This is a genomic window from Ornithinimicrobium pekingense DSM 21552 (assembly GCF_000421185.1).
GTDB lineage: Bacteria > Actinomycetota > Actinomycetes > Actinomycetales > Dermatophilaceae > Ornithinicoccus > Ornithinicoccus pekingensis.
The window spans coordinates 463,941-483,025 of sequence record NZ_ATWJ01000007.1; the positions used below are offsets into that span (position 1 = coordinate 463,941).

The following is a 19,085-nucleotide window of genomic DNA, read 5'->3' on the forward strand; positions in this document are numbered from 1 at the left end:
CGGACCACTCCTGGGGACGCGCGCGCCGGGCGACCAGGGTGTCGGTGCCCCGTGCGACAGTGCGGGTATGACGCACCGGCACTGCTCCATCGTCCCGCCCTACGTGCTGCGCCAGCTGGTGCAGGCGGAGCCGGACCTGGCGCCGGCCGTCGAGTTCGCCCTCTCCGACGGGGCCCAGGTGCGGCACCGCCGCGAGGTCACCGCCACACGGTGGCCCCCGGGCGAGCCGGCACCCGGGCAGGGCATCATCGCCTGGCCCATGAGGGAGCGGGCCGAGGGGCGCACGCCGCGGACGGGGGAGGACCGACCCGGGCCGGCGGCGGAGTCGGCACCGCGGCGCTCGGTCCACGACGCCCAGCACCTGACCGAGCTGCCCGGCCCGCTCGTGCGCGGAGAGGGGGACGGCCCCTCGGGTGACGCCTCGGTGGACGAGGCGTTCGCCGGCCTGGGCGCCACGTGGGAGGTGCTCGCCCGGGTCTACGGCCGCGACTCCCTCGACGGCCGGGGTCTGGGGCTCGTGGCGTCGGTGCACTACTCCCGCGACTACGACAACGCCTTCTGGGACGGGCGGCAGATGGTCTTCGGCGACGGCGACGGCGTCTACTTCGCCGGCTTCACCCGCAGCATCGACGTCGTCGCCCACGAGCTCGCGCACGGGCTGACCCAGTACACCGCCGGCCTGACCTACGTCGGTCAGCCCGGCGCCCTCAACGAGTCGGCCTCCGACGTATGGGGCGCGATCGTGCGCCAGTGGACGCGCGACGAGACCGTGGAGCAGGCGGACTGGCTCATCGGCGCCGAGCTGTTCACCGACCGCGTCGAGGGCCGCGCCCTGCGGTCGATGGCCGAGCCCGGCACCGCCTACGACGACCCGGTGCTGGGGCGCGACCCCCAGCCCGGCCACATGGACGGCTACGTCGTCCTGCCGCACGACGCGGACAACGACAACGGCGGTGTCCACATCAACTCCGGCATCCCCAACAAGGCCTTCCACCTGTTCGCCACCGCCCTCGGCGGGCGCGTGTGGGACCGGGCCGGACTGGTCTGGTACGACACCATGACCACCCGGGGTCTCATCCCGCGCGACGTCACCTTCGCGGGCTTCGCCGCGGCGACCGTGGACCGGGCGGTGGCCAGGTTCGGGGCCGGCTCGGAGGTGGAGCGGGCGCTGCGGTCGGCCTGGGCCGGGGTCGGGCTGGAGGTCCCGGACGAGGTGGCGGTCGGCGGAGCACCCGACGTGGCCGAGGCGGGCCGGGCGGCGGCCCGGCCCGGGGGACGGGCCGCCGGGGATGGCTGAGCCTGCGCGGAGGCGCCGCTTCACGCGGGAGGAGCTCGAGTCCTTCCGGGACGCGGAGGTGCCCGACCTCCTGCCGCCCGACGACGCGGCGGGCGCGACGCCCGTGCGGCTGCTCTTCGTGGGGATCAACCCGGGGCTGTGGACCGCCGCGACCCAGACCCACTTCGCGCATCCGGTCAACCGGTTCTACCCCGCCCTGCTGGAGGCCGGCATCATCCGGCGCAGGATCGACCCCTCGGCGGGGATGACCGAGGCCGACCGCGAGCACCTGCGGTCCAGGGGCGTCGGCATCACCAACCTGGTTCCGCGGGCGACGGCGCGTGCCGACGAGCTCACCGCGGCCGAGCTGCGGGAGGGCGGTGCGCGGCTGCGGGCCACCGTGCGCCGGGTCTGCCCGGCCGTGGTCGCGGTGGCGGGGGTCACCGCCTACCGCACCGCCTTCGGCGTGCGCGGCGCACGGGCCGGCGAGCAGCCCGAGCCGCTGGAGGGCGCCCGGTTGTGGGTGGTGCCCAACCCCAGCGGGCTCAACGCCCACGAGACGGTCGCCTCCCTGGCCGTGGCCTACGCCGAACCGGCCCGGGCGGCCGCCGTGGTCCGCTGACCCCGGCGGGGCTGCCACTGCTGCACCGAGCCGACCGGCACGAAGCCGCGGCGCAGGAAGAACCGCAGCGAGCGCGCGTTGCCGGGGGTGACCGAGGCCACGACGACCTCCCCGTCCTCCAGCAGCGCCAGCACGCCGTCGAGCAGGAGGTCCGCGGAGGCGTCCTGCGCGTGGATCCCCACCTCCGGCAGGCCGGCGATGCCCCGCGAGAGCGTCGCCAGGGCCGCGGTCGAGCGGTCCGGCAGGCCGTAGACCCGCACCTCGTCACGCCACTGCGCGGCGTGCCGGGCCCGCTCCGTGGATTCGAGGTCGGACCTGGCCACGAGACCACTCCCGGCACCGGTGCCGCGACCGAGCAGGAGCACGTCGAGCACCCCGACCTGGCCCCGGCCGGCCAGCGCCAGCGTGACGCGCGGGTCGTGCGCCCCGCCGAGCCCATGGACCCCCAGGGCGTGCAGCTGCTCGTCCGTCACGTCCTCGCCCACCGCCATGACCGCGTGGCCGGTGAGCGCGACGGCGGCCTCCACCCCGGGCCGCCAGGGCAGCGCACGGGAGAAGCCGCCGTCGACCGCCGGGAACCGTCCGTCCGCGGCCTCGCGCAGGATCCGGCCCAGGTCGGCACGCGGCACCCGGCCGGCGGGGGGAGGGCTCACGCGGGGAGTCTACGGAGGTCCCGGCGGGCGCACGGGGCACCCGGTAGCCTGACCGCACCCCATACCCCCGACGATGCGAGGAACCGAAGATGAGCGCGCCGGTGCTGCACGTGCGAGGCACGGTCCTGGTCGGGCCGCAGGAGGTGCTCGACGAGATCTGGGTGGTCGACGGGGTCGTCAGCCTGACGCCGCCGGCCGGGGGAGAGGTCGAGACGATCGAGGGGTATGCCGTGCCCGGCCTCGTGGACGCGCACTGCCACGTCGGGCTCGAGGCGCACGGGGCCGTCGAGGACGCCCGCGCCGAGGAGCACGCGCTCGCCGACCGGGACGCCGGCGCGCTCCTGCTGCGCGACGCCGGCAGCCCGCTGGACACCCGCTGGGTCCAGGAGCGGGAGGACCTGCCGCGGCTCATCCGTGCGGGACGCCACATCGCCCGGACCCGCCGCTACCTGCGCAACTTCGCCTGGGAGATCGAGCCCGAGGACCTCGTGGAGTACGTCCGCCAGGAGGCGCGCAGCGGCGACGGCTGGGTCAAGCTGGTCGGGGACTGGATCGACCGGGAGACCGGTGACCTGGGGGTGTGCTGGCCGGTGGACGTGCTGACCGAGGCCATCGCGGCCGCCCACGAGGAGGGCGCGCGGGTGACCGCCCACTGCTTCGGCGAGCAGTCGCTGGTCGACTTCGCCGCGGCCGGCACCGACTGCATCGAGCACGCGACGGGTCTGACCGACGACACGATCGAGATCTTCGCCCGCCAGCAGATCGCCATCGTGCCGACCCTGGTCAACATCGACAACTTCCCGGCGTTCGCCGAGGCGGGGCGGGGCAAGTTTCCCACCTACGCCGACCACATGATGGACCTGTACGAGCGGCGTTACGAGACGGTCGCCAAGGCCCGGGAGGCGGGAGTGCCGGTCTACGTGGGCACCGACGCCGGCGGGCAGCTGCCGCACGGCCTGGTGGCCCGGGAGGTCGAGGCGCTCACCCGGACCGGCATGTCCCCGCTCGAGGCGATCGGCGCGGCGACGTGGGGGGCTCGCGCGTGGCTGGGACGCCCCGGCATCGCCGAGGGGGAGTCGGCGGACCTCGTGGTCTACCGCGACGACCCGCGCGAGGACGTCCGGACGATGGCCGACCCCCACCGGGTCATCCTGCGGGGGGTCGCCCGCGAGCGCTCGGGAGCGCGGGGCTGACCGACCGCCTGCCGCCAGCCGCCCCCTGCAGCGGCTGGCGACGAGCCGGCGCGCCGCCTCGGTCAGGCCGCGGGTGCCCCCTCGGTGGCGTCGTCCAGCGAGACCAGCACCTCGTAGGCCAGGACGGACAGGAACGGCGGCGCCTCCTCGGCGACGACCGAGTCGCGCAGCAGGCGGACCGCGTGCGCCAGCAGCTCCTCCCGGGCGCCGCGTCGACGCAGCAGCGCGATCTCGTCCTCGAGCATGCGGTCCAGCAGGCGGGTGGACATGGTCGGGCCCTCCGCGAAGCGCTCGCTGTGGGCCATCCACTGCCACAGCTGCATGCGGCTCAGCTCGACCGTGCCGAAGTCCTCGATGTGGCCGGCGATGGTCACGGTGCCCTCGCCGGCGAGCCACCCGGTCAGGTAGGTGAGGGAGGAGCGCAGCGCGGTGCGCATACCGGTCAGCGTCGCCGTGCCCGGCAGCGAGCTGACGTCACGCAGGGCGAGCGGGTCGACGACGACCTCGGGGCGTGGCGCGTCCCGGTCCTGGAGCCGGTCCTCGGCGCCGGTGCCGACCCGCTCGTCGCGCGCCTCGAAGGGGGCCCGCACCACCGGCACCAGCGCGGGGTGCAGGGTCCACGCCCCGTCGAACCCCTGGGAGGCCTCGCGGGCCTTGTCGCGGTGGACCCGGGCGTGGGTCATGGCGACCGACTCGTCGAAGGGGCCGCTGGCGGACAGCGAGATCGGGCCGCCGATGGCCTGCACCCCCCGCCGGTGGCAGGTGCGCACGATGAGCTCGGTGTAGGTGCGCAGGAAGCGGGTGTTCATCGTGAACGCGTCGACGTCCGGCAGCGCGTGCTCGGGGCGGTGGCCGTAGGTGCGCAGGTGGGAGAAGACGTAGTCCCACCGACCCGCCGTCAGCCCCGTGACCCGGTCCCGCACGGCGTGCAGGATCTCCTCGAGCTGGTAGGCCGCCTGGACGGTCTCGACGAGGATGCTGACACGGGTGCACCCGGCGGGCAGCCCCAGCAGCTCCTCGGCGCGGGTCAGCAGGTGGTCCCACCACCGTGCCTCCTGCCACGACTCCAGCTTGGGCAGGTAGAGGTAGGGGCCGGAGTCGTTGTCGACCAGCCGGCGGCCGCTGCGGGCCAGGAAGCAGACGACGTCCACCACGGACGCGCTCGCCGGGATCCCGTCCACGAGGACGTGGGCCTCGGGCAGGTGCAGCCCGCGGGGGCGCACCATGAGCGTCGGCACGCCCGGTGCGGCGTCACCGGTGCGCGTGGCGGCGGTCTCCTCGATCACCTGGTGGGCGGCGAGCAGCCTGGCCGGCGTGGGCACCAGCATGTCCTCCAGATCGGCCACCCACACGTCGGCACCGACGGAGAGGGCCGACTTCGCCGCCTCGGCGGTCGCCGGGGTCGCCAGCTCCACCAGGCGGTAGGTGAGGTCGGCCGGAGGCGGGGCCACCCGCCAGGAGACGTCCTCGCGCACCTCCCGGGTGTCCGGGAGCAGGTCGAGGTCCTCCCCGGCGCGGACCCGGCGGGCCAGGTCCTTGCGCGCCTGCAGGAGCGTGGTGCGTTCCTCCCGGGTGGCCCGCTCCAGCTCCTCGAGCGCGGCCAGGTGGTCGTCGTCGAGCAGGCGGGTGACGAAGCTGGGGCTGCTGGGGGTCTTCACGAGGTCCATCCTCCTGGTTCGGCAGGCGGTCGGCGAGCCGTCCGTGGTCGCGCCGGTCGTCCTCAGTGGTGGAACTGCTCGGTCTCCGTGGAGCCGGTCAGCGCCGTCGTGGACGAGTCGGGGTTGACGGCCGTGCTGACGGCGTCGAAGTAGCCGGTGCCGACCTCCGCCTGGTGGCGGACCGCGGTGTACCCGCGCTCGGCGTCGGCGAACTCGGCCTCCTGCAGCTCGACGTAGGCCGTCATGCCGGTGCGGGAGTAGCCGTGCGCCAGGTGGAACATCCCGTGGTTCAACGAGTGGAAGCCGGCCAGCGTGATGAACTGGAAGGCGTAGCCCAGCTCGCCCAGCTTGTCCTGGAACTGCGCGATCTCGGTGTCCGACAGGGCGGCCTTCCAGTTGAAGGACGGCGAGCAGTTGTAGGCCAGCTTCTGGCCCGGGAACTCCCGGTGCAGCTCCTGGGCGAACTCGCGCGCCAGGCCCAGGTCCGGCGTGCCGGTCTCGACCCAGATGAGGTCGGCGTAGGGGGCGTAGGCCTTGGCCCGGGCCAGCACCGGCTCGATGCCGTTGCGCACCCGGTAGAAACCCTCGGAGGTGCGCTCGCCCGTGGTGAACTCCTGGTCGATCTCGTCGACGTCGCTGGTGAGCAGGTCGGCCGCCAGGGCGTCGGTGCGGGCGATGACGACCGAGGGGACCCCGAGCACGTCGGCCGCCAGGCGGGCCGAGCTCAGCGTGCGGACGTGCTGGGAGGTCGGGACGAGCACCTTGCCGCCGAGGTGACCGCACTTCTTCTCCGAGGCCAGCTGGTCCTCCCAGTGCACGCCGGCGGCGCCGGCGGCGATCATCGACTTCATCAGCTCGAAGACGTTGAGGGGGCCGCCGAAGCCCGCCTCGGCGTCGGCGACGATCGGCACGAAGTAGTCGGTGTCGGTCTCGCCGTTCATCCAGGCGATCTGGTCGGCCCGCTTGAGCGCGTTGTTGATGCGGCGGACGACGGCGGGCACCGAGTTGGCCGGGTAGAGGCTCTGGTCGGGGTAGGTCTCGCCGGCCAGGTTGGCGTCGGCGGCGACCTGCCAGCCGGAGAGGTAGATGGCCTCGAGGCCGCCCTTGACCATCTGCACGGCCTGGTTGCCGGTCAGGGCACCCAGGGCGCGCGTGAACGGCTTGGTCTCCAGGGCCTCCCACAGGCGCTCGGCGCCCCGTCGGGCCAGGGTGTGCTCCTCGACGACCGAGCCGCGCAGGCGGATGACGTCCTCGGCCGAGTACCGGCGCTGCACGCCGGCCCAGCGCGGGTCGGAGGCCCACTGCTGCTCGAGCTCGACGGCGAGCTCGGCCGGCGAGAGCGGGGTCTGGCGGGTCTGCGGTGCGGTGGTGGCAGTCATCGAGGGGTCCCTTCCCTGGGTGGTGCGACGGGCTGTGTTGACAACTGTGGCGGAGGATCTGCCCGGAGAAGGCCGTTGGGCCTTGTCAAGAAACGCGGAATTTTCGCTATTGTGCACCTATGACGATCGTCCACGACCGGGTGCTGCCGTTCTCGCCCACGCCGCACCTCGAGGGCACGGCGACAGCGGGCGGCGGCACCGACGCCGTCGCCCTCGGCCGGCGCCTGCGCCACCACCGCCGCGCCGCCGGCCTGACGCTGGCCCAGCTGGCCGCCCGCGTCGGTCTGTCCGCCTCCGCCCTCTCGCTCATCGAGAACGGTCGCCGCGAGCCCCGGGTGTCCACGCTGTCCGGGCTGGCGGCGGCCCTCGGCGTCGACGTCCAGCAGCTGCTCGACGGGGGCCCGCCGAGCAGGCGCGCGGCGCTGGAGGTGCGGTGGGAGCGCGCGCAGCGCTCGCCCGGCTTCGAGAGCCTGGGGATCCCTGAGGTGCGGGTGGGTCCGGGCCTGCCGGACGACGCCCTCGAGGCCCTGGTCGGCCTCTACGAGACCGTGGTCGGCGTCCAGCAGCAGCGGGCTGCCACCCCCGAGTTCGCGCGGGCGGCCAACGCCGAGCTGCGCCGGCTCATGCGTGAGGCGGACAACTACTTCCCCGAGATCGAGGCGCGCGCCGCCGAGCTGGTGCGGGCGGTGGACCACGGGCAGGGGCCCGTGACGCGGGAGGCGGTCAACCGCATCGCGCGGCACGCCGGCTTCGAGATCGAGCCGGTGGCGGACCTGCCCGCCTCGACCCGCACCGTGACCGACCTGGAGAACCGCCGTATCTACGTCCCGGTGCGCGGCGGGCACGACCTGCGGGCCACCGCGCTGCAGGCGCTCGGCCACGTGGTGCTCGAGCACCAGGCGCCCCGTGACTACGCCGAGTTCCTCGCCCAGCGGGTCGAGATCAACTACTTCGCCGCCGCGGTGCTGCTGCCGGAGGCCAGCGTGGTGCCTTTCCTGCAGCGCGCCAAGGCGGCACGCGACATCGCCCTGGAGGACCTGCGCGACGCGTATGCCGTCTCCTACGAGACGGCCGCGCACCGCTTCTGCAACCTCGCGACCCGCCACCTCGAGCTGCCCGTGCACTTCATGCGCACGAGCGCCGACGGGGTGATCTACAAGGCCTACGAGAACGACGGCGTGCGCTTCCCGATGGACGCGACGGGGGCGATCGAGGGGGCACGGGTGTGCCGCTCCTGGACGGCGCGCGTGGTCTTCGACCAGCCGACGGGAGAGGTCTACCACCAGTACACCGACACCGGGCGGGGGACGTTCTGGTGCACGGCGGTCGCGGAGCAGACGCCCAACGGGCGCTTCTCCGTCAGCATGGGCGTGCCGTTCGACCAGGTGCGCTGGATGCGCGGACGTGACACCACGCAGCGCCGGGTGTCGCGGTGCCCTGACCCGCGCTGCTGCACCGAGCCGCCCCCGGCGCTGGCGCGCCGGTGGAAGGGCAAGGTGTGGCCCAGCGCCCGGGCGCACTCGCACCTGCTCGCCGTGATGCCCCCCGGCGTCTTCCCGGGGGTGGACGACACCGAGGTCCTGGGCTTCGTGGCCGAGCACGCCCCGGACTGACGCCCCGGGGACCGACGGGCGGCCGCCCGGAGGTTGGGGATGGCGCCGCAGGTCTGGCACAATGGACGGCTGTACCCGTCCGGTCGCCCCGGCTGGACCGGACGCCTACGCACCGGGCCACGACTCCCCGCAGCGATCCGCCTGCGGTCTCGCCGTGCCCTCAACACCAGAAGGAGACACCGCACACGTGGCTGTCAAGATTCGCCTGAAGCGCATGGGCAAGATCCGTGCACCGTACTACCGCGTCGTCGTCATGGACTCGCGCACCAAGCGCGACGGCCGGGCGATCGAGGAGATCGGCAAGTACCACCCCACCGAGGAGCCCTCGGTCATCGACATCGACTCCGAGCGCGCGCAGTACTGGCTCGGCGTCGGCGCGCAGCCGACCGAGCAGGTCGCCGCGCTGCTGAAGGTCACCGGTGACTGGCAGAAGTTCAAGGGCGAGCCCGGCGCCGAGGGCACCCTGAAGGTCAAGGAGCCCAAGCCGGACAAGCGGGCTCTCTACGAGGCGGCCCTCGCGGCCGCGGACGGCGACGGTGCGGACGACGCCCCGAGCGCCCGCCGCAAGCCCGCCAAGAAGGCCAAGGCCGAGGAGGCCCCCGCCTCCGAGGAGACCCCGGCCGAGGCCGGCGCCGACACGGCCAGCAAGGACGCCACCCCGGCCGAGCAGACCGACGAGGCCTGACCGTGCTCGAGGAGGCCCTGGAGCACCTGGTCAAGGGCATCGTCGACCACGACGGTGACGTCGTGGTGCGCAGCAAGGGCGCGCGCCACGGGGACGTCCTCGAGGTCCGCGTGCACCCGGACGACCTCGGCCGGGTGATCGGCCGTCGCGGGCGCACCGCGAGCGCGCTCCGCACGGTCATGGGCGCCCTCGCCGGAGGCCAGAAGGTCCGGGTCGACATCGTCGACACCGACCGGCTGCGCTGAGCACCAGCAGATTCCGTCACCACGGCCCGCCCGGCGCACCGCGCCCGGCGGGCCGTGCTGCGTCCGCGCCCCGCCCGGGCGCACCGCATACCCTGCAACAGACACGACCCCGGAGGTGAGCATGGCGAGCGGTCAGGATCCCGCCGAGGGCTTCGTCGCCGCCCGCGTGGGCAAGCCCCACGGGCTGCGCGGCGAGGTGACCGTCCAGGTCCACACCGACGACCCCGAGCGGCGGTTCGTCCCCGGGGCGGTGTTCCCCACCGAGCCCTCGGAGCGCGGACCGCTGACGCTGCGCAGCGTGCGCGTGCACCAGGGGACCTACCTGCTCGCCTTCGACGGGCGCCCGGACCGCACCGCCGCCGAGGCCCTGCGCGGCACCCGGCTGCTCGTCACCGACGACGACCCCGACGTGGACGACGACGGGTGGCGCGAGGAGGACCTGCTCGGGTTCGAGGTGGTGCTGCCCGACGGGAGCCCGCTCGGCACCGTCTCGGCGCTGCACCTGCGTCCGGTCCAGGACCTGCTCGAGGTCCGCACCGTCCGGGGTGAGGTGCTCGTCCCGTTCGTCGAGGAGCTGGTGCCGGAGGTGGACGAGGAGCAGCGACGCGTGGTCGTCGACCCGCCTCCAGGCCTGCTGGAGCTGGGGGAGGGGACGTGACGCTGCGGGTCGACGTCCTGACGATCTTCCCCGACTATCTGGCGCCCCTGGACCTGTCGCTGATCGGCCGGGCACGTCGCCTCGGGCTGCTGGAGGTCCACGTCCACGATCTGCGGGACTGGACCCACGACCGGCACCGCACCGTCGACGACACCCCCTACGGTGGTGGTGCGGGCATGGTCATGCGCCCCGAGCCGTGGGGCGAGGCGCTGGACGAGGTCTGCGAGGCGCTGCCCGGGCGCACGCCCCACCTCGTCGTCCCCGGCCCCGGCGGGGACAGGTTCACCCAGCGGGTCGCCGAGGACCTGGCGTCGCGGGAGGACTGGCTGGTCTTCCTGTGCGGCCGCTACGAGGGCATCGACGAGCGGGTCTACGAGGAGTTCGCCGGGCGGTACCCGCTGTCCGTGCTCAGCCTCGGCGACTACGTGCTCAACGGGGGCGAGGTCGCGGTGCTGGCGATGACCGAGGCTGTCGCGCGGCTGGTGCCGGGCGTCATCGGCAACACCGAGTCGCTGACCGAGGAGTCCCACACCGGCGGGCTGCTGGAGTATCCCGTCTACACCAAGCCCCCCGTGTGGCGGGACCGCGAGGTGCCCGGCGTGCTGCTCTCCGGCGACCACGGCAGGATCGCGGCCTGGCGGCACGAGCAGCGGCTCGAGCGCACCGCGCGGCGGCGGCCCGACCTGCTGCGCGACTACCAGGCGCAGCAGGGACCGGGCGCGGCGCAGGGCTGGGACGCCTGAGCCCCGCGCCCCTCGGGCGCTCAGGGACGCACGACGTCGTGCGCCGCATACCCCTGCAGGTAGAGCAGCGCCGTGAGGTCGCCGTGGTTGACGCGCACGTCGCACCGCTCGGCGACCACCGGCTTGGCGTGCAGCGCCACACCCGTGCCGGCCAGGTGCAGCATGTCCAGGTCGTTGGCCCCGTCACCCACGGCGATCACCTCTCGCGGCGTGAGCCCCAGCCGGGCGGTGATCTCGCGCAGCGCGGCCACCTTCGCCTCCCGGCCGACGACGGGCTCCACGACGCGACCGGTGAACCGGCCGCCCGCGACCGCCAGCGTGTTCGCACGGTGCTCGTCGAACCCGAGCGCCGCGGCGACCGCCTCGGTGAAGGGGGTGAAGCCACCGGAGACGAGGGCGGTGTAGGCGCCCTTCGCCCGCATCGTGGCGACGAGCTCGGCTCCGCCGGGGGTGTAGGTGATGCGCTCGGCCAGCACCGTCCCGACCACCGAGGTCGGCAGGTCCTGGAGCAGGGCGACGCGCTCGTGCAGGGCCTCGGCGAAGTCGAGCTCGCCGTTCATGGCCCGGGCCGTGATGCCGGAGACGAGGTCACCGACCCCTGCGTGCGCGGCCAGCTCGTCGATGCACTCCTGCTGGACCATGGTCGAGTCCATGTCCGCCAGCAGCACCTGCTTGCGGCGGCCCCCGGCAGGCTGGACCACCAGGTCGTGCCCGCGGTCCTGCCAGGCCCGCCACTGCTCCCACAGGTCGGGTGGCGTCGAGGCCAGGTCGGCCTCGACCGCCACCCCCGGCGACAACCAGCGGGCCTCGCCCAGCGGCCAGACGGCGCCGAGGTCGGACAGCGCCGAGTCCGTCAGGTCGGCGCGGTCCGGGGCGGCCAGCAGCGTGAGCGTCAGCACGCCGCGATCGTATGCCGCACAGCGCCGCGGACCGCACGGGCGGGCGTCGACTTGGCCGTCGACGTCGGCGTCTGGCAGACTTGATCCTTGCGTCCCGACGCCGGACCATCCCCTCACGCCCCTGCCACAGGGGGAGCTGCGTGAGCGACCGGCGCCGCGGCACGACAGCCGAGACAGTGCCCGGTCACCCGCGCGTGCGCGGACGGGCACCAGACCGCCGTGGGTGACCTGTGGCAGCCACCGGTGAGGAGAACGACAATGCACAAGCTTGACGACATCGACGCGGCCAGCCTCCGCACCGACATCCCGGACTTCCGCGCCGGCGACACCGTCAACGTCCACGTGAAGGTCATCGAGGGCACCCGCTCCCGCGTCCAGATCTTCAAGGGCGTCGTCATCCGCCGCCACGGAGGCGGCATCGGTGAGACCTACACCGTCCGCAAGGTCTCCTTCGGCGTCGGCGTCGAGCGCACCTTCCCGGTGCACTCGCCCAACGTGGAGAAGGTCGAGATCGTCACCCGTGGTGACGTCCGTCGCGCCAAGCTCTACTACCTGCGCGAGCTGCGCGGCAAGGCGGCCAAGATCCGCGAGCGTCGCGAGACCACGCCGGCCAAGCAGGGCTGAGCCCGCACACCCCATACCTCTCGATCCCCCGTCGGCACGTCCGGCGGGGGATCGGTGGTCTCCCAGCGTCGCGGGATAGTGTCTCAGTCGGCGACGACGAGAGAACAGGACGGCACAGGTGAGCGATCCCACCAGGGGCGAGGTCTCCCATCAGGACCGGGGGCCGCGGCACCGCGGGGAGGGCTCGGGGGAGGACGGACCCCGTCGCGGCGGCGGGCTGTGGCACGCGGTGCGCGAGATCGCGATGATCGCGGTGACGGCGCTGGTCATCTCCTTCGTGGTCAAGACGTTCGTCGCCCAGGCCTTCTGGATCCCGTCGGGGTCGATGGAGAACACCCTGGTCTACGGCGACCGGGTGATGGTCAGCAAGATCCAGGCCGGGGCGCTGGACGTCGACCGGGGTGACATCGTCGTCTTCGAGGACCCGGGCGGCTGGCTGACGCCGGCGCCGCAGGTCAGCCGCGGCCCGGTGATGGACGGGGTGCTCTCCGTGCTGGAGTTCATCGGCGTGGCGCCGGTGACCGAGGGCAACCACCTCATCAAGCGCGTCGTCGGCCTCGGGGGCGACACGGTCGCCTGCTGCGACGACGACGGCCTGCTGACCGTCAACGGAGAGCCGATCGAGGAGGACTACCTCTATCCGGGCGACTCCGCGAGCACCGTCGACTTCGAGGTGACGGTGCCCGAGGACCACATCTGGGTCATGGGCGACCACCGCTCCAACTCGCGCGACTCCCGCGCCAACGACGACGGGACCGGCGCGACCGGCTCGGTGCCGCGTGAGAACGTGGTCGGCCAGGCGTTCGTCCTGCTCTTCCCGCTCGATCGGATCACCTGGTTCTCGGTGCCCGAGGCCTTCGCCGACGTGCCTGAGGAGGCGCCGTGACCACGACCACGGAAGCACGGCGCAGGATCGCCGCGCGACGCCCCGGTCCGGGGGCGCCCAGCCTGCGGGTCGAGCGGGCCCTGCAGCGCGAGGGGTATGCGGTGCTCGTCGGCATGGACGAGGTGGGCCGCGGAGCGCTGGCCGGACCGGTGACCGTGGGCGTGTGCGCCGTCGACCCGACCTGCCGCAGCGCCCCGCAGGGCGTGCGCGACAGCAAGCTGCTGACCCCGGCGGCCCGGGAGCGGCTGGTGCCGCTCATCCGGCGGTGGAGCCTGGCCCACGCGGTGGGGCACGCCTCGCCGTCGGAGATCGACGAGGTCGGCATCATGGCGGCGCTGCGGCTGGCGGGCGAGCGCGCGCTGGCCCAGCTGGGGCTGACGCCCGACCTGGTCCTGCTCGACGGCAACCACGACTGGCTGACCGACCCGGGCCGGGAGGGCCTGCTGGGCCTCCTCGCCGACGGCCCGCCGTGCCCGCCGGTGCGCACCATGGTCAAGGCGGACCTGCGCTGCTCCTCGGTGGCCGCCGCGTCGGTGCTGGCCAAGGTCACCCGCGACGCGCTGCTGGTGCAGATGGCCGACGAGCACCCGGCCTACGGTTGGCAGCACAACAAGGGCTACGCCGCGCAGGAGCACCAGGACGCCCTGCGCGCGCACGGGCCGAGCCCCTACCACCGCCGCAGCTGGCGGCTGGCGGGGACGGCGGAGGAAGGAGCAGCGCAGTGAGCGCCGAGGACCTGGAGAAGTACGAGACCGACATGGAGCTCGCCCTCTACCGCGAGTACCGCGACGTCGTCGGGCTCTTCTCGCACGTGGTGGAGACCGAGCGGCGGTTCTACCTGGCCAACGAGGTCGACGTGCAGGTGCGCAGCGGTGGGGGAGAGACGTGGTTCGAGGTCACCATGTCCGACGCCTGGGTCTGGGACGTCTACCGGCCGGCCCGCTTCGTCAAGAAGGCCCGGGTGATCACCTTCAAGGACGTCAACGTGGAGGAGCTGGCCAAGAGCGACCTGGAGATCCCCAAGGGCCCCTTCGGCGGCTGACCCCGGCCGTCCACATCCTCGACCCGACCCCCGCCCGCGTCCACAGGGCGGGGGTCGAGCCTTGCCCGGGCCGGTCGGCCGCGGTTGCCTCGGGGGTGCACCGCCGCACGGGCGGCGGGCGAGCGAGGAGGGACTCATGGGGAGGGGTATGCCGTGGCGCGAGGCCCGCGCGGTGGGTGACCGGGGCGAGGACCTGGCGTGTGCGCACCTGGAGCGGATGGGCTGGCAGCTGGTGGAGCGCAACTGGCGCTGCCGCCAGGGGGAGATCGACGTGGTGGCCAGGGACCCCGACGGGGAGCTCGTCTTCTGCGAGGTCAAGACCCGCCGCTCGGCCCGCATGGGGCTGCCGGTGGAGGCGGTGGGGCACGCCAAGGCCAGGCGGCTGCGCGTCCTTGCCTGGGCGTGGCTGGCCGCGCACGAGGAGCGGCCGGGCCGTTTCCGCATCGACCTGATCGGCGTGCTCACGGTCCCCGGCCGGGCCCCCCGGCTCGAGCACCTCGAGGCCGTGGCCTGATGGGCTTCGCCCAGACCCGCGGGGTCACCCTCTCCGGGGTGGAGGGCCACGTCGTGACGGTCGAGGCCCAGTGCAGCTCGGGCCTGCCGGTGTTCGTCATGAGCGGGCTCGCCGACACCGCCTGCCGCCAGGCGCCCGACCGGGTGCGCCCCGCGATCCGCAACCTGGGTGTGACCCTGCCGCAGGGGCGGTGGACGGTCAACCTCTCGCCCGCGGGGCTGCCGAAGGTCGGCAGCGGCCTCGACCTGGCCGTCGCCGCGGCGCTGCTTGCCTCGGAGGGTCACCTCGACCGGGACCAGGTCGCGCGGACCGTGCACATCGGGGAGGTGGGGCTCGACGGCACAATAAGGCCCGTCGCCGGCGTCCTGCCGATGGTCGCCGCCGCGGCGGCAGCGGGCGTCCAGGACGTCATGGTGCACGCCGCGGGGGCTCGGGAGGCCGCCCTCGTCTCCGGCGTGCGGGTGCACCCCGTCCGCACGCTGGAGGAGGTCAGGCACTTCTACGAGGCGCGGTCGGCCGGGGTGGACGCCGTGCTGCCGATGCCCGACCCGGCGCCGTGCGACCCGCCCCGGGTCGCCGACCTGGCCGAGGTCGTCGGGCAGGCGGTCGCGCGGTCGGCCGTCGAGCTCGCGGCCGCAGGCGGCCACAACCTCATGCTCGTCGGGCCACCCGGTGCGGGCAAGACGATGCTCGCCGAACGGCTGCCGGGCATCCTGCCACCGCTGACGCAGGACGACGCGCTCGCGGTGACGGCGGTGCACTCGGTCCTGGGGCTGCTGCCCGCCGGCGACGCGCTCCTGACGACACCGCAGTTCGTCGCGCCGCACCACAGCGCCTCGATGGCGGCGGTCATCGGGGGCGGTTCCGGCTCGGTCCGTCCCGGGGCCGTGTCGCGCGCCCACCGCGGCGTGCTCTTCCTGGACGAGGCCCCGGAGTTCCGCCGTGACGTCCTCGACGGCCTGCGCCAGCCGCTGGAGTCGGGGGAGGTCGTCATCGCACGGGCCGACCGGCACGTGCGGCTGCCCGCACGGTTCCAGCTCGTGCTGGCGGCCAACCCGTGCCCGTGCGGCGGGGGCAACGGCCGGTGCGTGTGCGCACCAGCGCGGCGGGCGCGCTATCTCGCCCGCCTGTCCGGGCCGCTGCTGGACCGGGTCGACATCAAGGTCGCGGTCCACCCGGTCGCCCGGGCCGACCTGGCCCTGGCACGGGGTGAGGCCTCCGCCACGGTCGCGCAGCGCGTCGACCGGGCGCGGCAGCGGCAGCGCGTGCGGTGGCGCGACCGGCCCTGGTCCCTCAACGCGGAGGCGCCGGGCTCGGCGCTGCGGCAGGGACCGTGGCAGCTGGCGCCTCGTGACCGCAGGCCGCTGGACGACGCCCTCGACCGTGGCACGCTGACCCTGCGGGGCCTGGACCGCTGCCTGCGGGTGGCGTGGACGCTCGCCGACCTGGAGGGTGCCGACCGACCGACCCACCCGCACGTGCACCAAGCCCTGACGATGCGCGACGCGCAGGGGGTGAAGGCCGCATGAGACCGCCCGCAGCCCTGCTCGGTGAACGGGACGCCCGGCTGCTGCTGGCACGCATCGCCGAGCCCTACGACGACAAGGTCCAGGAGCTCGTCGCGGCGCACGGGGTGGTCGATCTCGTCGGGTACGCCGTCCGGGACGGCCGCACCCCGGACGGAGCGAGCCTCGAGCGGCTCCGCGCCCGGCTGCCCCGTGCCCAGGGCGTGGACGACGCCCAGATCTGCCGGGCCCTGGGGCTGACGGTCCTGGTCCCCGGGGACGAGGGGTGGCCGTCCTCCCTGGACCACCTGCCCGACCCGCCCTGGTGCCTGTGGGTCCGTGGCCCCGTGCCGCCCCAGGAGTGGTGCGGCCGCGCCGTGGCGATGGTCGGCGCCCGGGCCAGCACCGCCTACGGCGACGAGGTCGCGGCGCGCATGTCCTACGAGCTCGCCGAGCGCGGGTTCGCCGTGGTCTCCGGTGCCGCCTACGGCATCGACGCGGCGGCCCACCGTGGGGCGCTGCGGGCGGGCGGCACGACGGTGGCCGTGCTCGCCGGCGGGGTGGACGTGCCCTACCCCCGTGCCAACACTGACCTGCTGGCGAGCATCGCCGGCAGGGGTGCGGTCGTCAGCGAGACGCCCCCGGGCGGGGCACCGGCCCGGATGCGGTTCCTGGCCCGCAACCGCATCATCGCCGCCCTCGGCGACGGGACGGTCGTGGTGGAGGCCAACGTGCGCTCCGGGGCCCGTACCACGGCCAAGGTCGCCAGGGAGCTCGGTCGCCACCTGATGGCGGTGCCCGGGCCGGTGAGCAGCGTCATGTCCTCCGGCTGCCACGAGGAGATCCGCCTCGGCGCGACCCTGGTGACCGACGCCGCCGAGGTCGCCGAGCTGGTCGGACGCATCGGGGAGGACCTGGCCCCGGTCCGTCGCGGCGAGGTCCGCGACGAGGACGCCCTGCCCGCCGAGACCAGGAGGGTGTGGCAGTGGTTGCGGCCGCGCAGGTCGGCCAGCGTGGACGAGCTGATGGTGCGGTCGGGTCTGGCTCTGGGCGAGGTCCTCGTGGCCCTGTCCGAGCTGGAGGAACGCGGGATGGCCGAGCAGCTGCTCGACGGCTGGAAGCGCAGGTCGGTGCGGTGACCGGTGACCCGCTCGCCGGTCTCGCCGCACGTCGGTCGGCCCTTCCCGTGGTGGCCGCGCTCCTGCTGCTGCTCCCCTCCGGTGCTGCGTCCGCGACCGAGATCCGTCCTGCGGCGCCGGAGGACGGCAGCGTTGTCTCGATGGTCCTCGGCACCAGGACGCCCGCCGAGCGTGCCGTCGGCGACCGTGAGCGCACCGCGGTCTGGGGCTGGCCCCTCGCCGGGCGGCCCGACGTCGCGCGGGGGTTCGACCCGCCCGAGCGGCGGTGGCTGGCCGGGCACCGCGGCATCGACCTGGTCGGGGTCGCGGGGGAGGCCGTGCTGGCGGTCGACACCGGGGTGGTGGCCTGGAGCGGCACCATCGCCGGGGTGGGCATCGTGTCGGTGGACCACGCAGGCGGCCTGCGGAGCACCTACCAGCCGGTGACCGACCGTGTCGGGCGGGGCGAGCGGGTCGCACGTGGGCAGCGGCTCGGGCGGCTCGACGCCGGAGGCCACTGCGTCGTGGCGGACTGTCTGCACCTGGGTGCACGCCGAGGCGCCGACCGCTACGTCGACCCGACCCCGCTGCTCCAGCCCGCAGAGCTCTCGCTGCTGCCGGTCACCTCCGGGCGCGGGCATCCGTGACGTGGTTGCATGTGCGGATGGACAGCCCCGAGCACGACCAGCGGATCGTCAGCGCCTCCCGGGAGATCGCCGCGCCTGCCGAGGTGATCTTCGAGCTCATCGCCGACCCCTCCCAGCAGCCCCGGTGGGACGGCAACGACAACCTCGCCGCCGCCGAACCCGGCCAACGGGTGAGCGCCGTGGGCGACGTCTTCACCACCGTGCTGACGCACACGGGGTTCGTCCGGGAGAACCACGTCGTGGAGTTCGACGAGGGCCGGCTCGTCGCGTGGCGGCCGGCCGAGCCGGGCGGGCGGCCCCCGGGGCACCTGTGGCGCTGGGAGCTGGAGCCGGTGGACACGGGGCGCACCCGGGTCACCCACACCTACGACTGGTCGTCGCTGGACGACCCCGGCCGCCTCGAGCGCGCCCGCTCCACGACCTCCGAGCGGCTCCTCGCCTCGGTGGAGCGGCTGGCCGCGCTCGTCGAGGGACCGGGACGGCACGGGGACGGGACGGAGCCCCTCGACCTGCTGCGCCACCTGCACGAGCAGCTGGACTGGCACTGGCAGGTGCAGGCCCGGCCGCGGCTGGAGGGGCTCACCGACGAGGAGTACCTCTGGGAGCCGGCGCCGGGGACCTGGAACGTGCGTCGTGGTCAGGATCCCGTCCCGGGCACGGTGACCCGGCGTGCCGGGGCGGGGGAGTGGCTCCTCGACCTGGGAGACCCGCAGCCGCAGCCGGCGCCCGTGACCTCGATCGCCTGGCGTCTGGCGCACGTGACCGTCGACGTGCTCGGCGCACGCGCCCACGCTCACTTCGGGGGTCCGGCAGCGGACCAAGAGTCCTGGAGCTACGCGGGAACCGCCCAGGAAGCCCTGACCCAGCTCGACGCGGCCTACGAGGCGTGGTCGGCCGGTGTCCGGGGCCTGGACCTCGACGACCTCGCCACCCCGGTCGGGTCGGCGGAGGGGTCGTGGGCGGAGCACCCCATGCTCGGGCTGGTGCTGCACATCAACCGCGAGACGATCCACCACCTGGCCGAGGTCGCCCTGCTGCGCGACCTGTGGGCCAACCGGGGCACCATGGCCTGACCCGGCCGCAGCGAGGGTTCCGGGCCGCACCCTTGGCAGGGGGCGCCGGTCC

20 protein-coding genes and 1 pseudogene are annotated in these 19,085 nt (G+C 74.4%); 17 read left to right on the forward strand and 4 right to left on the reverse strand.

What is annotated here, in order from left to right; translation table 11 throughout:
• Positions 1-67 precede the first annotated feature (67 nt).
• Positions 68-1,297, forward strand: a complete 1,230-nt coding sequence (locus tag K330_RS19100) for a M4 family metallopeptidase (RefSeq protein ID WP_022920616.1) — start codon at positions 68-70, stop codon at positions 1,295-1,297.
• Positions 1,290-1,898 carry a mismatch-specific DNA-glycosylase gene (locus K330_RS0104260; protein ID WP_029202344.1) on the forward strand — a complete coding sequence of 203 codons (609 nt, stop codon included), beginning with the start codon at positions 1,290-1,292 and terminating at the stop codon, positions 1,896-1,898. Before K330_RS19100 ends, K330_RS0104260 begins: the two co-directional genes overlap by 8 nt.
• Here the strand turns inward: K330_RS0104260 and K330_RS19105 are convergent.
• Positions 1,859-2,551: an N-acetyltransferase gene (locus tag K330_RS19105; RefSeq protein WP_156875681.1), complete on the reverse strand. Its 693-nt coding sequence runs from the start codon at positions 2,549-2,551 to the stop codon at positions 1,859-1,861. The genes K330_RS0104260 and K330_RS19105 overlap by 40 nt on opposite strands.
• Before the next feature lie 89 nt (positions 2,552-2,640).
• Between K330_RS19105 and K330_RS0104270 the strand changes: the two genes are divergently transcribed.
• Complete coding sequence (locus K330_RS0104270) at positions 2,641-3,744, forward strand: amidohydrolase family protein (protein WP_022920618.1); 1,104 nt, start codon at positions 2,641-2,643, stop codon at positions 3,742-3,744.
• A 62-nt stretch (positions 3,745-3,806) separates the two neighbouring features.
• Here K330_RS0104270 and K330_RS19110 read toward each other — a convergent pair whose 3' ends face one another.
• Both K330_RS19110 and aceA read right to left on the reverse strand, forming a co-directional pair.
• Positions 3,807-5,402: an aldolase/citrate lyase/malate synthase family protein gene (locus tag K330_RS19110; protein ID WP_169448485.1), complete on the reverse strand. Its 1,596-nt coding sequence runs from the start codon at positions 5,400-5,402 to the stop codon at positions 3,807-3,809.
• 62 nt (positions 5,403-5,464) lie between these two features.
• Positions 5,465-6,781, reverse strand: coding sequence for an isocitrate lyase (gene aceA, locus K330_RS0104280; RefSeq protein ID WP_022920620.1), 1,317 nt, complete (start codon positions 6,779-6,781; stop codon positions 5,465-5,467).
• A gap of 119 nt (positions 6,782-6,900) precedes the next feature.
• On the opposite strand from aceA, the gene K330_RS0104285 reads away from it, so the two are divergent.
• The 5 genes and pseudogenes from K330_RS0104285 to trmD form a co-directional block, all read left to right on the forward strand.
• Positions 6,901-8,394 (forward strand): helix-turn-helix domain-containing protein, encoded by a 1,494-nt coding sequence (locus K330_RS0104285; RefSeq protein WP_022920621.1) that lies wholly within the window; start codon positions 6,901-6,903, stop codon positions 8,392-8,394.
• Between the two features lie 187 nt (positions 8,395-8,581).
• On the forward strand, positions 8,582-9,079 hold the full coding sequence (gene rpsP, locus K330_RS0104290; RefSeq protein ID WP_029202300.1) for a 30S ribosomal protein S16: 498 nt from the start codon (positions 8,582-8,584) through the stop codon (positions 9,077-9,079).
• 2 nt (positions 9,080-9,081) lie between these two features.
• Positions 9,082-9,324 carry an RNA-binding protein gene (locus K330_RS0104295; RefSeq protein ID WP_022920623.1) on the forward strand — a complete coding sequence of 81 codons (243 nt, stop codon included), beginning with the start codon at positions 9,082-9,084 and terminating at the stop codon, positions 9,322-9,324.
• 121 nt (positions 9,325-9,445) lie between these two features.
• Positions 9,446-9,982 (forward strand): ribosome maturation factor RimM, encoded by a 537-nt coding sequence (gene rimM, locus K330_RS0104300; RefSeq protein ID WP_040657739.1) that lies wholly within the window; start codon positions 9,446-9,448, stop codon positions 9,980-9,982.
• Positions 9,983-9,984: 2 nt separating this feature from the next.
• Positions 9,985-10,683: pseudogene (gene trmD / locus K330_RS19115) on the forward strand (tRNA (guanosine(37)-N1)-methyltransferase TrmD); the annotation flags it as partial.
• A gap of 62 nt (positions 10,684-10,745) precedes the next feature.
• Here the strand turns inward: trmD and serB are convergent.
• Positions 10,746-11,624, reverse strand: coding sequence for a phosphoserine phosphatase SerB (gene serB / locus K330_RS0104310; protein ID WP_022920626.1), 879 nt, complete (start codon positions 11,622-11,624; stop codon positions 10,746-10,748).
• A gap of 258 nt (positions 11,625-11,882) precedes the next feature.
• On the opposite strand from serB, the gene rplS reads away from it, so the two are divergent.
• The 9 genes from rplS to K330_RS24590 all read left to right on the forward strand — a co-directional run bounded on the left by rplS (position 11,883) and on the right by K330_RS24590 (position 19,033).
• A complete protein-coding gene (gene rplS, locus K330_RS0104315; RefSeq protein ID WP_029202302.1) occupies positions 11,883-12,248 on the forward strand; it encodes a 50S ribosomal protein L19 in 366 nt (121 codons plus the stop codon).
• A 118-nt stretch (positions 12,249-12,366) separates the two neighbouring features.
• Positions 12,367-13,134: a signal peptidase I gene (lepB, locus tag K330_RS19120; RefSeq protein ID WP_022920627.1), complete on the forward strand. Its 768-nt coding sequence runs from the start codon at positions 12,367-12,369 to the stop codon at positions 13,132-13,134.
• On the forward strand, positions 13,131-13,859 hold the full coding sequence (locus K330_RS0104325; RefSeq protein ID WP_022920628.1) for a ribonuclease HII: 729 nt from the start codon (positions 13,131-13,133) through the stop codon (positions 13,857-13,859). The genes lepB and K330_RS0104325 overlap by 4 nt, the downstream gene beginning before the upstream one ends.
• The gene (locus tag K330_RS0104330) at positions 13,856-14,176 is read left to right on the forward strand and encodes a DUF2469 domain-containing protein (RefSeq protein WP_022920629.1); all 321 of its coding nucleotides are present in this window, start codon (positions 13,856-13,858) and stop codon (positions 14,174-14,176) included. The genes K330_RS0104325 and K330_RS0104330 overlap by 4 nt, the downstream gene beginning before the upstream one ends.
• Before the next feature lie 136 nt (positions 14,177-14,312).
• Positions 14,313-14,690 (forward strand): YraN family protein, encoded by a 378-nt coding sequence (locus K330_RS0104335; protein ID WP_156875682.1) that lies wholly within the window; start codon positions 14,313-14,315, stop codon positions 14,688-14,690.
• Positions 14,690-16,219, forward strand: a complete 1,530-nt coding sequence (locus K330_RS0104340) for a YifB family Mg chelatase-like AAA ATPase (RefSeq protein ID WP_022920631.1) — start codon at positions 14,690-14,692, stop codon at positions 16,217-16,219. The genes K330_RS0104335 and K330_RS0104340 overlap by 1 nt, the downstream gene beginning before the upstream one ends.
• On the forward strand, positions 16,216-17,334 hold the full coding sequence (gene dprA, locus K330_RS19125) for a DNA-processing protein DprA (protein ID WP_040657636.1): 1,119 nt from the start codon (positions 16,216-16,218) through the stop codon (positions 17,332-17,334). The genes K330_RS0104340 and dprA overlap by 4 nt, the downstream gene beginning before the upstream one ends.
• Positions 17,331-17,960, forward strand: coding sequence for a M23 family metallopeptidase (locus K330_RS0104350; protein WP_029202304.1), 630 nt, complete (start codon positions 17,331-17,333; stop codon positions 17,958-17,960). The genes dprA and K330_RS0104350 overlap by 4 nt, the downstream gene beginning before the upstream one ends.
• A gap of 17 nt (positions 17,961-17,977) precedes the next feature.
• The gene (locus K330_RS24590) at positions 17,978-19,033 is read left to right on the forward strand and encodes a DinB family protein (RefSeq protein ID WP_084617153.1); all 1,056 of its coding nucleotides are present in this window, start codon (positions 17,978-17,980) and stop codon (positions 19,031-19,033) included.
• Positions 19,034-19,085: the final 52 nt, after the last annotated feature.

What these genes read in the sequence shown, in the direction of transcription:
- rimM (WP_040657739.1), top strand. Translation starts at nt 9,446, where the DNA reads ATGGCGAGCGGTCAGGATCCCGCCGAGGGCTTCGTCGCCGCCCGCGTG.
- K330_RS0104340 (WP_022920631.1), top strand. Translation starts at nt 14,690, where the DNA reads ATGGGCTTCGCCCAGACCCGCGGGGTCACCCTCTCCGGGGTGGAGGGC.
- K330_RS24590 (WP_084617153.1), top strand. Translation starts at nt 17,978, where the DNA reads ATGGACAGCCCCGAGCACGACCAGCGGATCGTCAGCGCCTCCCGGGAG.
- rplS (WP_029202302.1), top strand. Translation starts at nt 11,883, where the DNA reads ATGCACAAGCTTGACGACATCGACGCGGCCAGCCTCCGCACCGACATC.
- K330_RS0104270 (WP_022920618.1), top strand. Translation starts at nt 2,641, where the DNA reads ATGAGCGCGCCGGTGCTGCACGTGCGAGGCACGGTCCTGGTCGGGCCG.
- dprA (WP_040657636.1), top strand. Translation starts at nt 16,216, where the DNA reads ATGAGACCGCCCGCAGCCCTGCTCGGTGAACGGGACGCCCGGCTGCTG.
- K330_RS0104260 (WP_029202344.1), top strand. Translation starts at nt 1,290, where the DNA reads ATGGCTGAGCCTGCGCGGAGGCGCCGCTTCACGCGGGAGGAGCTCGAG.
- K330_RS0104335 (WP_156875682.1), top strand. Translation starts at nt 14,313, where the DNA reads ATGGGGAGGGGTATGCCGTGGCGCGAGGCCCGCGCGGTGGGTGACCGG.
- aceA (WP_022920620.1), bottom strand. Translation starts at nt 6,781, where the DNA reads ATGACTGCCACCACCGCACCGCAGACCCGCCAGACCCCGCTCTCGCCG.
- K330_RS0104285 (WP_022920621.1), top strand. Translation starts at nt 6,901, where the DNA reads ATGACGATCGTCCACGACCGGGTGCTGCCGTTCTCGCCCACGCCGCAC.
- K330_RS19100 (WP_022920616.1), top strand. Translation starts at nt 68, where the DNA reads ATGACGCACCGGCACTGCTCCATCGTCCCGCCCTACGTGCTGCGCCAG.